A 15,627-nucleotide genomic window follows, 5' to 3' on the forward strand; every position below is an offset into this window, starting at 1 on the left:
GCTGTTCGGATCAACGACAGATGCGGACGCGGACCCGGCGGTCGCGATAATGATCGTAGCGCCATTCGTTCCAGCAGCGTTGGCGATAGGAAGAGCGATAATAACCGCGCCGGCCGTCATGATAACGGCGGTCGCCGCGCCAGTCGCGCCGGTCGTCCCAACGGCGATTATCCCAGTGACGCCGGTCTGCGCGGCCGTCGCGGTCGCCGCGCCAGCCGTCGCCGCGATAATATTGCGCTTGGGCAGGCGCGCTGGTGGCGGCAATGCCGGCCATGGCCAGGCCCAGCATCGCGGCGCTTTTCCATAGGAATTTCATCTTGCTTCTCCTCTGTCCGGCCCGGCTGCCTGGGCAGCGCGGGGACATGGGAGGAGAATGGGGCCAAGTCGCTGAACCGTCCGGGAACAGGGCTGACAGGCTGTGTTCAGCCCGCCCGGACGGTCGCATTTTTGCCTCGGATGATCGGTGGATGGCGGCGCGTCAGCGCCCACGCAGTGCCGTCTCGGTCTCGATCATATAGTTGCGGGTGATTGGCAGGGCGCGACGATCGCGCACATATTGAACCTGGAAATTCACCATCGACCCATGTTCAAAAACGGTAGCTGCGCCCGCCAGGTAGAAGGTCCACAGGCGGAAGAAGCGTTCGTCATACAGCGCGACGATCTCCGCCTTGTGCGCCATGGTGCGCTTGTACCAGTCGCGGATGGTCAGGCCGTAATGGATGCGCAATACCTCGACGTCGGTGATCATCAGCCGCGTGCCTTCGCTGCCCGCCACCATTTCCGACAGCGCCGGGATATAGCCCCCGGGGAAGATATATTTGGTGGTGAACAGGTCGGTGATGCCGGGGCCGTCGACACGGCCGATGGTGTGGATCAGCATCACGCCATCCTGGGTTAGCAGGTCGCGGCATTTGTTATAGAAGACGCGATAGTCGGCGGTGCCGACATGCTCGAACATGCCGACCGACACGATCCGGTCGAACGGTCCTTCGATATCGCGATAGTCGATCAGCTCGAACCGGACATGGTCGGCGACACCCGCGTCGATCGCCCGCTGGCGCGCGACCTTGAGCTGTTCTTCCGACAGGGTGATGCCGGTAACATCGACGCCGAAATGCTTGTGCAGGTACAGCGCCATGCCACCCCAGCCGCAGCCGATGTCGAGCACCTTCATGCCAGGCTTGAGATACAGCTTGGCGGCGATATGTGCCTTCTTGTCCTCCTGTGCCTGTTCCAGGCTGATCCCGGCCTCATTCTCCGCATCGGGGAAATAGGCGCAGCTATATTGCCGGTCGCGGTCGAGGAAGAGGGCATAGAGCGCGCCCGACAGATCGTAATGATGGGCCACATTGGCCTTGGACCGACTGCGATGATTGGCTTTCCACAGCTTGCGGCGCACCGATTTCAGGGCGCGCTGCACTGGCCCCTTGGCGTCGATCGACTTGCCATTTTCCCAGGCATTGTTGCGACGGATCATGGACACGAATTCCATGATGCCACCGCCCTCGATCGACACGCGACCGTCGATATAGGCCTCGGCCATGCCCAGGCGCGGATCCTTGACGATGTCGAAGGGGACGCGCTTGTCGTGGAAGCGCAGGGCCAGGGTCGGATAGTCCGGGTCAGGCGTGCCGACCGTGATGCTGCGGCCATCGGCATAAAAAACGGTCAATTGACCCTTGGCTACAAGACGTCGGAGAACGCGGTCGAAAATCTTCATGGAGTAGGGTGGTCCTTCTCGTTACGCGGCCGTCAAATGCCTGCATACCAATCATAATTGGCGCGGTCTTCCCAAAAACCGCCCTTGCCGCGACCGATGTCTGACAGGCTGTCGACCGCCTCGATCCGCATCAGATATTTGGCCTGCTTGTAGCCCAGTTGTCGCTCCACGCGCAGCCGCAATGGCGCGCCATTGGCGACGCTCAAGGGGCGGTCGTTGAGGGCAAAGGCCAGGATGGTCTGGGGATGGAAGGCATCGATCAGGTCGATGCTCTCATAATAGGCCGTGCCGCCACCCATGTCGTCGGCGCAGTGGAAGACGATATAGCGGGCGCGATCGCGCAGGCCCGCGCCGTCGAGCAGCAGCTTCAGCGGTACGCCGCGCCATTTGCCGATCGCGCTCCAACCCTCGACACAATCATGGCGGGTGATCTGCTCGCGATGGGGCAGGCCATGCAACTGCGACAGCGAAAGTGACAGGGGTCGGGTGACCAGTCCGTCGACGCGCAGCCGCCAGTCGGCAAAGCCGTTGCGCCACAGTGCCTTGTAGGCGGGGGTGTTGGGGTTGGCAGTGCCGTTGGCGCGGAAAAGAGGGGAGATCTGGTCGGGACGGAATTCCTGCGCCAGTGCGTCGCGCGCCATGATCGTGCGCTGCGCCCATAAGTGGAAATGATCGGCGGAAAAGAGGAGGTCGCGGGCGATCGGCTGTTGCGCGATCCGGTCGCATCCCGCCAGCGTCGCGGTCGCGCCCAGCAGCAGGGTGCGGCGGGTCAGGATCATGGCCGGGCCTTCGGCAGGCGATAATAACCCGTGATCATCGACCGGATCTCGTTCACCGGCCCGGCCAGCAGCACCATGAGGATATGGACCAGGAAAAAGGTGGCCAGCCCGAAGGCGGCCAGGAAATGGATCGACCGGGCCGACTGGCGCCCACCGAACAGATCGACCAGCCAGGGCCAGGCGGCGTTCATGCCGGGCGACATGGTAAGGCCGGTCAGGATCATCAGCGGCAGGGCGACGAAGATGACGGCGATATAGCTCGCCTTTTGCAGCACATTGTAACGCAGCGCCGCCGTGCCGGTCGGAAAGCGTAGCCGGGCATGATCCTGGATATCCTGCCAGACATGATGGGGCGCCAATTCACCCCGGCGAAAGGCGAGGTCGCGCGCGATATGCCCGCCGACCAGGCTCCAGAGCATGTAGAAGAGCAGGGCGAAGGCGAAGATCGGCGCCGCGGTAAGATGCCAGTGGCGCGACAGGGCCAGATTGTAGAGGCCGGGCAGGGTGATCCAGCCGGGGAAACGGTCCAGCACCAACCAGGCATGGTCGAAATTGGCGCCATATTGGCCCCAATAGAGGCGGGGGTGAGCATTGAAGATGCCCAGCCCGCTGGTGAAGAGGATGTAGAGCAGCAGCGCGTTCAGCCAGTGCCATAGCCGGGTCGGCCAGCGATGGCGTCTGATCCTGTCCAACCTGGGGTCGGTGTCGCTGGTGCGCGCGCTGTCCATGGGCGAAGCCTATTGTCTCGGGCGCAAATGTCCAACGGAACCCGCGCAACAGGCGCGTTGTCACACTTTTGCAACACAAGCCCTGAAATTGATTGAAATAAATATCATGCCCCTTTGCAAGTGAGTTTTGCGATCCTAGATGGCAACTGCGCTCTCATGATGCAGAGGGGGTAATTCTTCTCCGAAGTGATGGAGAAGAATAAGCAGGAGGAAGTGTGACTATATTTCATATTTTCCTAGCATCAAACCTGAACGCTAGATGAACAATTAAGTCGTAGCGTCATAATAAATATCGAGGACTTTATGAAGACTGTGATTTTCGCAGCGATTGCTGCTGCCGCTGCTGTTTCCGCTCCCGCTTTCGCTCAGGATGCTGCGCCGTTCACCGGTCCGCGCGCTGGCGTCACCATGGGCTTTGACAAGGCGCAGGGCGAAGACGGTTTCAGCTATGGCGTGACCGCCGGCTATGATCTGGCTGTTGCCAACCGCGTCACCTTCGGCCCGGAAGTCTCCTTCGGTGACTCGACCGTCGACGGCCAGGGCTTCGACGCCAGCCGCGACATCGCCGCTTCGGTCCGTCTCGGCTATGTCGTGACCCCGCAGGTCCTGGCGTTCGGCAAGGTCGGCTATGCGTCGAGCCGCATCGAAGCCGCCGGCGCGCACACCTCGCTGGAAGGCGTCCGTTTCGGCGGTGGCCTGGAATATTCGGTGACCCCGAACACCTACATCTCGGCTGAATATCAGCGCACCGAATATGAAGATAATTTCGGTGGCCGCGACGCCGGCGTTGTCGGCATCGGTTTCCGTTTCTGATCCCTTCAGATCGGAATATGGGAAAGGGCGGTCCGTTCGGGCCGCCCTTTTTTATTGCGGTAGCGGCGTCAGGTCGGGTGCGACCCAAGCCCGCCGCGCGGCCGGGCTCATCAGCGTCTCGCGCGACCAGTAGGTGAAGAGCCAGTCCTTGTCGCCCAGCGGCGATGCCATCAATGCGGCATAGGCTTCAGCCGGCGTTGTGTCGGCCGGCAATTGCGCCAGCAAATGCCGCGCCATGTGCAATGATGCCTGGGTGATGGTCTCATGATAGCCGCTGGTGTCGCTGTTCACGCCGCCGACGCTTTCATTGTACCGGCCTATCATGCCAGGCATGTCAATTTCGGCGTCAACATCAGGCCGGCGCAGGATCAGCCACAGCGCGGTCGCGAAATGGGCGCCATGGGTCCAGCGTTCCTTGGGCAGGGTGCAGGTACAGAAGGCATTGCCCAGCGCGTCGATCTCGTCATCGGTCATTGTCATTCCCCCAAAAGAAAAGCCCCGCCGGTGAGGGCGGGGCTTGTCGTTGCGCGGCATGCGCGCAGATGTGCGTCCCCAGATTATCCGAGCGCGGCTTGCTTCTCTTCGGCCAGGCGCTTCATTTCCGCCTTGCTCTTCTTTTCGCTCGCCGACTTGAGCTGGCCACAGGCGGCCATGATGTCGCGGCCGCGTGGCGTGCGCACTGGCGCGGAAATGCCGCCCTCGAACACGATCGTGCTGAACGCGCGAATCCGTTCGGGACTCGAGCATTCATAGTCGGTGCCCGGCCAGGGGTTGAACGGGATCAGATTGACCTTGGCCGGCAGCTTGTACTTACGGATCAGGCGGACCAGCTCATGCGCGTCGGCATCGCTGTCATTCTTGTCCTTGATCATCACATATTCAAAGGTGATGCGGCGGGCATTGTTCGCCTTGGGATAATCGGCGCAGGCCTGCAGCAGCTCCTCGATGCCATATTTGCGGTTGAGCGGTACCAGTTCGTCGCGCACTTCCTTGGTCACGGCATGGAGCGAGACGGCCAGGTTCACGCCGATTTCCTCGGCTGCGCGTGCCATCATCGGCACGACGCCGCTGGTCGACAGGGTGATGCGCCGCTTCGACAGGGCCAGGCCATCGCCGTCCATCACCAGCTTGAGCGCATCGCGCACATGGTCGAAATTATAGAGCGGCTCGCCCATGCCCATCATCACGATGTTGGTGAGCATGCGGCCATCCGCCGTATATTGCGAATCGTCGTCCGTCTCATCGTCATTGGCACTTGCCATGCTGCCCTTGGGCCATTCGCCCAGAGCATCGCGTGCCAGCATGACCTGGCCGACGATTTCGCCGGGCGTCAGGTTGCGCACCAGTCGCATCGTGCCGGTGTGGCAGAAGCTGCAATTGAGCGTGCAGCCGACCTGGCTCGACACGCACAAGGTGCCGCGGTCCGCATCGGGGATGAAGACCATCTCATAATCCTGGCCATCGTCGGAGCGGAGCAGCCATTTGCGGGTGCCGTCGTTCGACACCTGGGCCTCCACCACCTGCGGGCGGCCGACGATGAAACGTTCCGCCATCCACAGCCGCATCGGCTTGGCGAGGTCGGTCATCTTCTCGAAATCAGTTTCGCCGCGATGATAGAGCCAATGGAACAGCTGCTTGGAGCGCAGCTTGGCGGCCTTCTGGTCGAGTCCGGCTTCTTCCAGCGCGCCCTTCATCTGGGCACGGGTCAGGCCCAGCATGTCAACGCGCCCGTCCTCACGGGGCGTCACCGCGCGGGGCACGGGCACAGGGTCGATGAGGCCGGGAATCGGCATGATGGGGTTGGCGGCGGAGTGCATGGCCGCGCACATAGGCGATTTTGCCGGATTTTTAAAGTGGCGTTGGAATCAGCGTAAACGCGCGCAACCCAGCGCCGCCGCGTCGATCGCCGTGGCCGCGCCGCGCAGCGCATAGCTGTCGGCAAAAGCGCCGCCCTTTGCCGATGTCGATTGCACGCTCATGCTGCTGGCGGAGCGCATCGCGGCGATGATCGCCGCATCATCCTGTGGATTGGCAGCCCAGGCGTCGGCCTGCCCCGCGACCAGCGCGAAACGTCGGTCGCCAACGCTGAGCGAGACCCGCGCATTGGCGGCACGCGGTCGGCTGAGGCGAAAATGGACCTGGCCCCGGACATGCTGGCGCGGCCATGTGCCAACGGCCGCGAAACCCTTTGCCGCGTCGCCCGCGCGGCGTTGCGTCGGCATCGCGATGGCGTAGCAGCGCGGCCCGTTCTGGCCGGGGGCAGGATCGCGAAAGGCACCCCAACTTTCAAAAATGCCGAGCGAATCGCGCGCCAGAACAGGGCTGGCGAGGGCGAGGGCAGGGATTAGAAAAGCAGGCAGGCAACGCATGAGCCGGGCAAAGCGCAAGCCATCGCCTTTTGCAAGCCCGGCTTCGTTTCGAAACCGCGTCGAGATGCTTGCCGCCGCCGACATAGCGGTTATGAAGGACCATCCATCATTGCCGCCGGGATTCGACCGAATCCTCGCCATCGACGCAAAAAGAACGGACAGAACAGGGACATGAAGGCCACCATCGAACGCGCAACGCTCCTCAAGAGCCTGAGCCACGTCCAGTCGGTGGTGGAGCGCAGGAACACGATTCCGATCCTGTCGAACGTGCTGATCGAGGCATCGGCGGATGGTGCGATCAAGCTGATGGCGACCGATCTCGACCTGCAGGTCGTGGAAAGCGTGTCGGCCCAGGTCGAACAGGCCGGCGCCACCACCATTTCCGCCCACACCCTGTTCGACATCGCTCGCAAACTGCCCGAGGGCAGCCAGGTGTCGCTGCAGGCGGCCGATGGCAAGATGCTGATCCAGGCCGGTCGCGCCCGCTTCAACTTGTCGACCCTGCCGCGCGACGACTTCCCGGTGATCGCCGAGGGCGACCTGCCGACCAGCTTCGAGCTGCCGGCCGAGACGCTCAAGCAGATCATCGACAAGACCCGCTTCGCGATCTCGACCGAAGAGACGCGCTATTATCTGAACGGCATCTATTTCCACGTCTCGGACGAAGGCTCGCCGGTGCTCAAGGCGGCGGCGACCGACGGCCACCGTCTGGCGCGCGTTACCGTGCCGCGTCCCGACGGCGCCGATGGCATGCCGGGCATCATCATTCCCCGCAAGTGCATCGCAGAATTGCGCAAGCTGCTCGATGAGGTCGAGGGGTCGGTGCAGATCAGCCTGTCGGCCAGCAAGATCCGCTTTGGCCTGGGCAGCGCGATCCTGACCAGCAAGCTGATCGACGGCACCTTCCCCGATTATAGCCGCGTCATCCCAACCGCCAACGACAAGCTGCTCAAGATCGATCCACGCAGCTTTGAGGAAGGTGTGGACCGCGTCGCGACCATCGCCACCGAAAAGACCCGCGCCGTCAAGATGAGCCTGGATACCGACAAGATCACCCTGTCTGTCACCAGCCCCGAAAATGGCACGGCGGCCGAAGAAGTACCCGGTGCCTTCCAGGGCGAGGGCTTCGACATCGGTTTCAATGCGCGATACCTGCTCGACATATTGGGTCAGATTGACAGCGACCTGGTCGAATTGCACCTGGCTGACGCGGCGGCACCGACGCTGATCCGTGAAAATGACCGCAGCCCGGCGCTCTATGTGCTGATGCCGATGCGCGTGTAGATGCAAGGCGGTGCGGGCGTGCCCGTGCCGCTGGGCGGAAAATGCGTGTAGAGCCCGGCCGGCCGGGGTAATCGCTTTTCAAGATTTGCTCGCTAGAGGGGCCTGATGGCTCTTGTACGTTCTACCTTGTCCGATCCGCAGGGGCATCCTGCGAATCTGATGGTCTCTCTGGGGCTGGCGGAGAGCGGTACCGAAGTTTCAGCGACCTGGATATCGGCGACCTTCGCCCATGTCGCGGCATTATGGCCGCTGCTGTTGCTGGCGAAATTATGCGTCGCTGCCCTTTTGGGGATGCAGCCTTTTTCGACTGGTGGCTCCGATCAGGGGCTGATGCTGGCAGCCGTGGTCGTGATCGATGGATTGCTGATCATCGTTCCGCGCGGTGCTGCGTTTCGAACCCTGCGTCCCCACATCCAGAACTGGCTGATCCTGCCCGCGATGTTCCTGTCCGGGTTCGCTTTCAGCCTGTGGCTGGGGCAAGGCAGCGCGGCCTTGTTGCCATCACTGGCGATCGCGCTCCTGGCGGTTTGCGTTGTAGGTGATCGGCGTCTGCTGGGCCTCAGCTACTTCCTGGGCGCGTTGTGTGTCCCGGCGGTGGGGGACGCAAGCACCATACAGGGCGGGCTCGTGGTCAGTTGCGTTGCCGTGATGGCGATCGCCACATTGCGTCAGGCCACGGCCGATCGTGAAAGGGCGATCGGTCAGCACCAGCAGGATCTCAAGGCGCAGCGGTCGGATCGGCTGCTGCAGGAATATGAACAGTCCGGACGTGGCTGGTTTTGGGAAACGGACCGTCAAGGCTGCCTTGCCTATATCTCCGACACGCTGGAACAGCAGTTGGGCATGGCGTCGGGCGGCCTGGCAGGACAGCCCATCACCGATATCATACAGCCGGGCGATCGACAGCATGGTGATGGCGAGAGGACGCTGGGTTTCCATCTGTCCGCGCGGACCGGTTTTGCGGACATCGCCGTCCGCGCGGCAGTAGCGGGCGACGAGCGCTGGTGGTCGATATCCGGCCAGCCCGTGTTCAACGAATATGGCCAGTTCCATGGCTTTCGCGGCAGCGGCATGGACCTTACCGAAATGCGGCGCAGCCAGGCCGAAGTGACCAGGCTGGCGCAATATGATTCCCTGACGGGCCTCGCCAATCGCGTGCAGATGCTGCAGGCGCTGGAACAGGCCGTCGTTGGGACACGGGGCAAGCAGGGCGAATGCGCGCTGATGATGCTGGATCTCGACCGGTTCAAGAGCGTCAACGATACGCTTGGCCATCCGGCCGGCGACGCGCTGCTCCGTCAGGTCAGCCAGCGGCTGCAGCGCGTGGTGGGGAATCAGGGACTGGTCGGCCGCCAGGGCGGCGACGAATTCAAGGTATTGCTGCACGGTCGGCAGGATCCCGGCAAGCTGGGCCTGTTGGCGCAGGCGATTATCAGCGCCATATCTCAGCCCTATTCGATTGAGGGAACGGCCGTGGTGATCGGGGTATCGGTCGGTATCTCCTTCTGCCCGGACGATGGCGTGACGGCCGACGCGCTGATCCGCAATGCGGACCTTGCGCTCTACAAGGCCAAGGGAGATGGCCGCGGCGTGTATCGCTTCTATTCGGCCGACATGCACGCCGATGCCGAAGATCGCCGCCAACTGGAGCAGGACTTGCGCCATGCTTTGGCGTCGGACGGGCTGCATCTGGCCTATCAACCGGTGGTATGTTCCAGGACCGAGAGGGTAACCGGTTATGAGGCATTGTTGCGCTGGGACCACCCGACCCGGGGCGGGATATCGCCGTCACTGTTCGTGCCCGTGGCGGAAGATAGCGGGCTGATCGGCCCGATCGGGGAATGGGTGATGCGGACCGCCTGCCGCGATGCGGCGCAATGGGCGGAAGGAATACGCGTCGCCATCAATGTATCGCCGACGCAATTCGCCAACCCGGGCTTTCCCACGACGGTGATGCAGGCGTTGGCAGGTGCCCAATTGGCTGCCGAACGGCTGGAGCTGGAAATCACCGAAAGCGTGTTTCTGAACGACAATGCCGGCACGGACGCGATGTTCACGCGCCTCAAGGCATTGGGGGTAAGGCTGGCGCTGGACGATTTCGGCACGGGCTATTCCTCGCTCGGCTATTTGAAAAAGGCGCCGTTCGACAAGATCAAGATCGATCAGAGCTTCGTTCGGGGGGCCGCCATCAAGGGCAGCAGAAACAGTGCGATCATCCGGGCGATCGTCAGCCTGGCCGAGGCGTTGGGCATGGATACGACGGCCGAAGGCGCCGAGACCCAGGATGAGCTGGACCTGATCCGTCAGCTGGGGTGCAGCCATATCCAGGGCTATATCTATGGTCGGCCGATGCCTGCCGCTCAGGTGCTGGAGGCCCAGCGGATCAACGGCACCGTCGTACGACCCGAAGGCTTCCAGTCGAGCCGGCCGGAGCGCAAGACCATGTTGCGCACGGTCGCGATCCATCATGACGGGCATGTCTATACCGGTCGTGTGCGGAATATCTCTGCAACGGGGGCAATGATCGAAGGCTTGTGGAATGTTCCCCAAGGCACCTTGTTTGCGATCGAACTGTCCGAGGGTCAGACTGTCAATGCGACCGCCCGCTGGTCGAAGGAAGACAGGATGGGCGTGGAATTTGCCGGGGCGATCGATCTTGCAGCGCTACGGCATGCGCCGCGCTCGCTCGCGTCGTGACGATGGTCGTGGTCGGCCGGTAAAAAAAGGAGAGGCTGCGGATCTGCGCCTCTCCCTTTTTTTGAGTCTCGCTCTATGCGGGTCAGGCGGCCATCGCGATTGGCGGCAGTCCGCGCGCGACATCCTTGATCAGGCCGATGAATCGGGTCGCTTCACGCACGATCATCGCCTTGTTGAAACAGGCAGCGGCGCCCCGATCCATCGCATCGGCGACAATCGGCGCGCCCTCGCGCATCAAACTGGACAGCATGATCACGGGACAGGGGTCCAGGTCCATGATCTCGTCGAGGATCATCATGCCATCCCTGCCCGGCATGGCAACGTCCAGCGTCACGACGTCGGGCTTTTCCCGCCGGATCATGGTGATCGCCTCTTCGCCATGGCGGGCGATGCCCACCACCTCGACCCGGCGGTCGCGTTCCAGCAGCGTCTCGATCATTGCGCGAATGGTGAGCGAATCATCGACCACCACGATCCGTATCGGCTTCATCTCTTGGGTCCTTCCCAGCGGTCCATTGGACCTCATAACGGCTGGGAAACGGCCGACTTTAGCCGTGGCTAACAAGGGTTTAACCACGGCCTTGTCCCGGATCAGAAGAACAGCTTGCGGAAGCTGACCGACACGGTACGGCCGAGCGGGTCCAGATAGCCCGGCTGGTAGCGGATCGGCGTTTGCCCGGTCGCATCGGTCACGTCACGGCGGGTGTTGAGGATATTGTCGATGCCGATCGACACCCGCGCTCCGCGCAGGAAGGGATGGGCCTTCACCAGGCTAGGCATCTGGCCGAGATTGGCGAACAGGCGCAGGTTCGCGGTGGCCAGGCTGCCGAAATCGAGCCGGGAATTGCTGCCCAGCGCCCCATCGACATGGGTGCCGCTTTCCCAATCGACGCTGAAGCGCGCCCCCAGGCCATTGTTCACATAACCGATCCGTCCTTCCAGTTCGTGGCGCGGCTGGCCGCCCGAATTGCCGACGGCATCGCCGTTCAGTAGGTCGAGTTCGGGGACGCCCGGCGCGATCAGGATGCTCTCGGTGATGTGCCAGGTATGATAGAGACTGAAAGTCAGGCGCCCGCCGCCCTGGCCGCCGCCGGGACCGCGGAAGCCGCCGCCGGGGCCGCCAGGCCCTCCGAAGCCACCGCCACCAGGGCCGCGGGCTCCGTCGCCACCCTGCCCGCTTGGGCCGTCGGTGTTGCGCTGGCCGCCTTCGCCGCCCTGGCCGGGCGGCGGGCCGCCCGCCCTATTACCTTCGGAGCCACCTTGCGGTCCGCGATTGCCGAAAGCTGCGCGCAGGTCCTGCAATTCCTTTGGCCGGTCCTCCGGCTTGGCGCCGGCCGCGCGCCACGCCTCGATCACCTTCTGAATGTGCGATTTGAGCGTGAAGGAAATGTCGAAGCCCCAGCGTAGCTGTTCGCTTTGCGAGCGCTGATAATTGATCGGCCGGCCGTCGACGATCAGCAGCTGCCCATCCTCGTCGCGCACGAAACGCTGGGGGAAGGCCGCCTCGATCGCCGGGGTCGGCGTCGGGAAGGCAGAGATGGGGTTGCTGGTCCGGCTGTTAAGATAGGTGGCTGTCAGCGTCAGGTTCGGCTTCTCGAACGGCTTGATCGTCGCACCGATACGGAACTGGTCGCGGGTGCTGGACCGCAGGTCGGGATTACCGCCCGACAACTGGGTCACGAATACGGTCTGGCCTGTCGCATAATCGAAGGTCGACACGTTGGGGGTGGAAATCACCGGGTCGTTGATCTGCGATCCGGTGGGGGCCGCCTTGTCCTGATTGGCCGATACCAGCAACTGTACCGCCGGGATCGGTTGCCAGCGCAGGCCATAGCCCAGGGTCGAGAGCGTGCCGAAGTCCGACAGATGCTGCGCGGCCGCATTCACATTGGCGCTGATATCGCCGACGGCACCGAGCACGCCCTTGGACCGGCTGGTCAGCGGTATGTTCAGGCTGGCCTGTCCGCTTTCGATCTGGCGGTCATAATTGGACCCGGTCTCGATCCCCGACCGGCTGGATGAACTTTCAAAATCATTGGCCGAGGCCCCGACCCGGATCGAGGTCATGACCTTGCCCGCCGGCAGCTCGAACAGCGCGCCGCTCAGCAACAGGTCGCCGCCGATTGCGCGCGACTGCGCCCGTGCCCGATCGGTCAGGCGCGATTGCAGCAGATCGGCGGTGAAATCGCCATAGGGATTGACCGCCGGATTGCCGGCATCCAGCGCCGACTGGATCGCGACCGGATTGACGCCGCGATCGGTGCGGGTGCGGGTGTCGGAAATATCGCCATTACCGGTGAAGGACCATTGCCAGCTGCCGTTCAGCCGGCCGTTCAGCGTCAGCCCGACATGACCGGTGGTGCCGCGAATCTTCTGCCCCAGCGCGCCGGCCTGTTCGAGATAGCGATAGAGGCGGACATCATCGCCAAAGGGGGAAAAGGGGCTGCCGGCCGCCAGCGTGAGTGGCACCGCCGACAGACCCTGGAGCGAATCATTGTCGGACAGTTCGAGCCGGCCATTGAGCGTCGCCGATACGCCGCCCAACGCGCGCGCGAGGGTCGCATTGGCGGAGAAATTCTCGGTCGCCGGGCTTAGCGTCCGATATTTGCTGAGGTTGCTGATGCTGGTCTGGTTGGCGCCGGCAACAAAGTCGGTGAGGCTGGGCGTGCCGCTGGCGGCACCAGCCGGTACGGTGGCGACGGTCACGGTCTGGCCGGCGGCGGCCGACAGGGCCGGGTCGATCTCCGCCCCGCGATCGGGCGCGGTGATGTTGCCACCCAGCGAATAGGGCAGGCTGGGGGCAGCGGCGTTAATGCCGCGTTCGTTCTCCAGCAGATTGTCGGCGCGACTATATTTGACGTTCAGGGTGAAGCGATTGTCGCCCCGGATGCGCAGCACGCCAACTTCACCTTGCCCATTTTCGCGGCCGCCATCGGTGGTGGTGCCGGCGCGCAGGTCCAGCGTCTCGGCGCGGAAGCGCTGGCGCAGGACGATGTTCACCACCTTTTGCGTGGGGGCATAGCCATAGGATAGCGCGACCTGCTCGGGCAGGATGTCGACCCGCGCCACCGCTTCGGACGGCAGATCGGAAATTTCCGAGAAGCTGGAAATGCGCTTGCCGTTCAACAGGATGACCGGTGTGCCATTGGTCTGCGGCGACAATTCGGTGATCATTTCCGAAATCGACGTCACGCCCAGTGCGCGGACATCGGCCGGCGACAATTGTTGTTCGGGCTTGATGTCGCCGATGACCGCGCCGCGCTGCGGCTGGCCGGTGACAATGATCTCCTCGCCTTCATCCACCTGGGCCGGCGGCCCCTTATTCTCGGTCTCTTGCGCCATCAGCGCACCGGGCGCTGCCCCCAGCATCAATGAAATCAGCAGCAGCGACGTCGTCTGGCGCACGCGATATTACCCCTAAATTGAACCCTGACAGGATCTCGTTTAGGCGGCACTTGTCGCAAAATTCTGGCAAGGCCAAGACAGATTTGTCGCAAAGTGTAACGGTGCGTCACATGGTGCAACAAATATGATTTCGGGGTGTGATCGACCTCACTTGCGGTCCCGCGTCAGTCGGGCATAGACGGGCTTTCGCGGCCGCGTCTGACGGCCGGACGAAGGGGGATTATATGCGCCATTCCATCATCCTGCTGCCCTTGCTGTGCCTGGCTGCGCCGGTCGCCGCGCAGCAGCCCGACGATCTCAATCGCGTCATCGACGAAGGGCTGAACCACAGCCAGGTGATGCAGATCGCCCAGCATCTGACCGACGATATCGGTGGGCGCATGACCAACTCGCCGCAGATGCGGCAAGCGGAAACCTGGACCGCCGACCAGTTCCGCCAATGGGGCCTGTCCAATGTCCGCAAGCAGGGCTTCCGCTTCGGTCGCGGCTGGTGGATCGCCGGCTCATCGGTGAAGATGGTGAGCCCCCGCCCGATCCAATTGACCGCCATCCCCATCGCCTGGACGCCGCCGACCAATGGTGTGCTGAGCGCGCCGATCATCGTTGCGCCGATGAAGAAGGAGCGCGATTTCGACGCCTGGCGCGGCAAGCTCGCCGGCAAAATCGTGCTGGTGTCACTGCCCGGCACGGGCGACGAACCGGGCGAGGCCGCCTTCCAGCGGTTGAAGGGCGAGGATATCGAGAAGCTCGACAGGTTCGAGCAGCCCAAGAATGATCCGGCGTCGCTGGAGCGGCTGATGAAGCGGCTGGGCTTCCTCCGCAAGCTGGAGGCCTTCCTGAAGGCCGAGGGGGCGGTCGGCTGGGCACGGCAATCCTATCGCGACGGCAAGCTGCTGCATGGTGAGGGCTATGATTTCGGCGTCAACGATACGTCCGCGCTGCCCGGCGTCGAGATCGCGGCGGAGGATTATCGCCGTCTCGCTCGCCTCGCCAAGACCGGCCCGGCGCCGGTGCTGGAAATCAACAGCGACGTTCGTTTCGATGACAGCGACGTCAACGCCTACAACATCTTGGCCGATATCCCCGGCAGTGATCCCAAGGCCGGCTATGTCATGGCCGGCGCACATCTCGACAGCTGGGTCGCGGGCGATGGCGCGGCGGACAATGGCGCGGGCAGCGCGATGATCATGGAGGCTGCACGCATCCTCAAATCACTCGGGATCAAACCGAAGCGGACGATCCGCTTCGCGCTATGGTCGGGCGAGGAACAGGGGCTGTTCGGCTCCATGGCCTATGTCGACGAATATCTCGCCACCCGCGCACCGGGGCCGAAGGAGGAACAGGGGCGGGAGGAAATGTATTTCCGCTACAAGACCCGTTTCCCGATCACGCCCAAGCCCGGCTATGCGGACCTCAAGGCCTATTTCAACATCGACAATGGCTCGGGCAAGCTGCGCGGCCTCTATGCCGAACGCAATGTCGCGGCCGTCTCGCTGTTGCGCGAATGGCTGAGCCCCTTTGCCAGCATGGGCGCCGGCAATGTCGTGTCGCAGCCGACCGACGGCACCGACCATGAATATATGCAGGCGATCGGCGTGCCGGGCTACCAGTTCATCCAGGATCCGCTCGACTATGAAAGCCGGGTCCATCACAGCGGCATCGACACCTTCGATCATCTGAAGGCGGAGGATATGCGCCAGGGCGCAGTCGTCCTCGCCGGCCTGCTGCTGCAGGCGGCGAACAGCGACAAGACCCTGCCGCGCATGCCGCTGCCGACCCAGCCGGCGGTCAGCGATCCGTTCAAATATGAGGATCCGGCGCTGGATTGATTG

The 15,627-nt window shown here is 63.1% G+C and carries 13 protein-coding genes; 4 read left to right on the plus strand and 9 right to left on the minus strand.

Annotation, left to right across the window (positions count from 1 at the left end):
- Positions 1-10: 10 nt before the first annotated feature.
- From PMI04_RS03585 to PMI04_RS03600, 4 genes are all read right to left on the minus strand, one after another.
- Entirely contained in the window at positions 11-316 is a 306-nt protein-coding gene (locus PMI04_RS03585) for a hypothetical protein (protein ID WP_007711353.1), read from the minus strand.
- Positions 317-478: 162 nt separating this feature from the next.
- Positions 479-1,720, minus strand: coding sequence for a cyclopropane-fatty-acyl-phospholipid synthase family protein (locus PMI04_RS03590; RefSeq protein ID WP_007711352.1), 1,242 nt, complete (start codon positions 1,718-1,720; stop codon positions 479-481).
- Positions 1,721-1,752: 32 nt separating this feature from the next.
- Complete coding sequence (locus PMI04_RS03595) at positions 1,753-2,499, minus strand: molybdopterin-binding protein (RefSeq protein WP_007711348.1); 747 nt, start codon at positions 2,497-2,499, stop codon at positions 1,753-1,755.
- Positions 2,496-3,227 carry a cytochrome b/b6 domain-containing protein gene (locus PMI04_RS03600; protein ID WP_007711346.1) on the minus strand — a complete coding sequence of 244 codons (732 nt, stop codon included), beginning with the start codon at positions 3,225-3,227 and terminating at the stop codon, positions 2,496-2,498. The genes PMI04_RS03595 and PMI04_RS03600 overlap by 4 nt, the downstream gene beginning before the upstream one ends.
- Positions 3,228-3,530: 303 nt before the next feature.
- Here PMI04_RS03600 and PMI04_RS03605 point away from each other — a divergent pair, with 303 nt between their 5' ends.
- Entirely contained in the window at positions 3,531-4,040 is a 510-nt protein-coding gene (locus PMI04_RS03605; RefSeq protein ID WP_007711342.1) for an outer membrane beta-barrel protein, read from the plus strand.
- 51 nt (positions 4,041-4,091) lie between these two features.
- Here PMI04_RS03605 and PMI04_RS03610 read toward each other — a convergent pair whose 3' ends face one another.
- From PMI04_RS03610 to PMI04_RS03620, 3 genes are all read right to left on the minus strand, one after another.
- Positions 4,092-4,514, minus strand: coding sequence for a hypothetical protein (locus PMI04_RS03610; RefSeq protein WP_007711340.1), 423 nt, complete (start codon positions 4,512-4,514; stop codon positions 4,092-4,094).
- An 83-nt stretch (positions 4,515-4,597) separates the two neighbouring features.
- On the minus strand, positions 4,598-5,857 hold the full coding sequence (gene rlmN, locus PMI04_RS03615; RefSeq protein WP_007711338.1) for a 23S rRNA (adenine(2503)-C(2))-methyltransferase RlmN: 1,260 nt from the start codon (positions 5,855-5,857) through the stop codon (positions 4,598-4,600).
- Positions 5,858-5,905: 48 nt separating this feature from the next.
- The gene (locus tag PMI04_RS03620) at positions 5,906-6,409 is read right to left on the minus strand and encodes a hypothetical protein (RefSeq protein ID WP_193378306.1); all 504 of its coding nucleotides are present in this window, start codon (positions 6,407-6,409) and stop codon (positions 5,906-5,908) included.
- 171 nt (positions 6,410-6,580) lie between these two features.
- Between PMI04_RS03620 and dnaN the strand changes: the two genes are divergently transcribed.
- Both dnaN and PMI04_RS03630 read left to right on the plus strand, forming a co-directional pair.
- Positions 6,581-7,693: a DNA polymerase III subunit beta gene (dnaN, locus tag PMI04_RS03625; RefSeq protein WP_007711333.1), complete on the plus strand. Its 1,113-nt coding sequence runs from the start codon at positions 6,581-6,583 to the stop codon at positions 7,691-7,693.
- Positions 7,694-7,798: 105 nt separating this feature from the next.
- Positions 7,799-10,390: an EAL domain-containing protein gene (locus tag PMI04_RS03630; protein WP_007711331.1), complete on the plus strand. Its 2,592-nt coding sequence runs from the start codon at positions 7,799-7,801 to the stop codon at positions 10,388-10,390.
- A gap of 82 nt (positions 10,391-10,472) precedes the next feature.
- On the opposite strand, the gene PMI04_RS03635 is transcribed toward PMI04_RS03630, so the two are convergent.
- Both PMI04_RS03635 and PMI04_RS03640 read right to left on the minus strand, forming a co-directional pair.
- Positions 10,473-10,880 carry a response regulator gene (locus PMI04_RS03635; protein ID WP_007711329.1) on the minus strand — a complete coding sequence of 136 codons (408 nt, stop codon included), beginning with the start codon at positions 10,878-10,880 and terminating at the stop codon, positions 10,473-10,475.
- 101 nt (positions 10,881-10,981) lie between these two features.
- A complete protein-coding gene (locus tag PMI04_RS03640; RefSeq protein ID WP_007711327.1) occupies positions 10,982-13,795 on the minus strand; it encodes a TonB-dependent receptor in 2,814 nt (937 codons plus the stop codon).
- 224 nt (positions 13,796-14,019) lie between these two features.
- On the opposite strand from PMI04_RS03640, the gene PMI04_RS03645 reads away from it, so the two are divergent.
- A complete protein-coding gene (locus PMI04_RS03645; protein ID WP_007711311.1) occupies positions 14,020-15,624 on the plus strand; it encodes a M20/M25/M40 family metallo-hydrolase in 1,605 nt (534 codons plus the stop codon).
- Positions 15,625-15,627: the final 3 nt, after the last annotated feature.

It is taken from the genome of Sphingobium sp. AP49, from assembly GCF_000281715.2.
GTDB lineage: Bacteria > Pseudomonadota > Alphaproteobacteria > Sphingomonadales > Sphingomonadaceae > Sphingobium.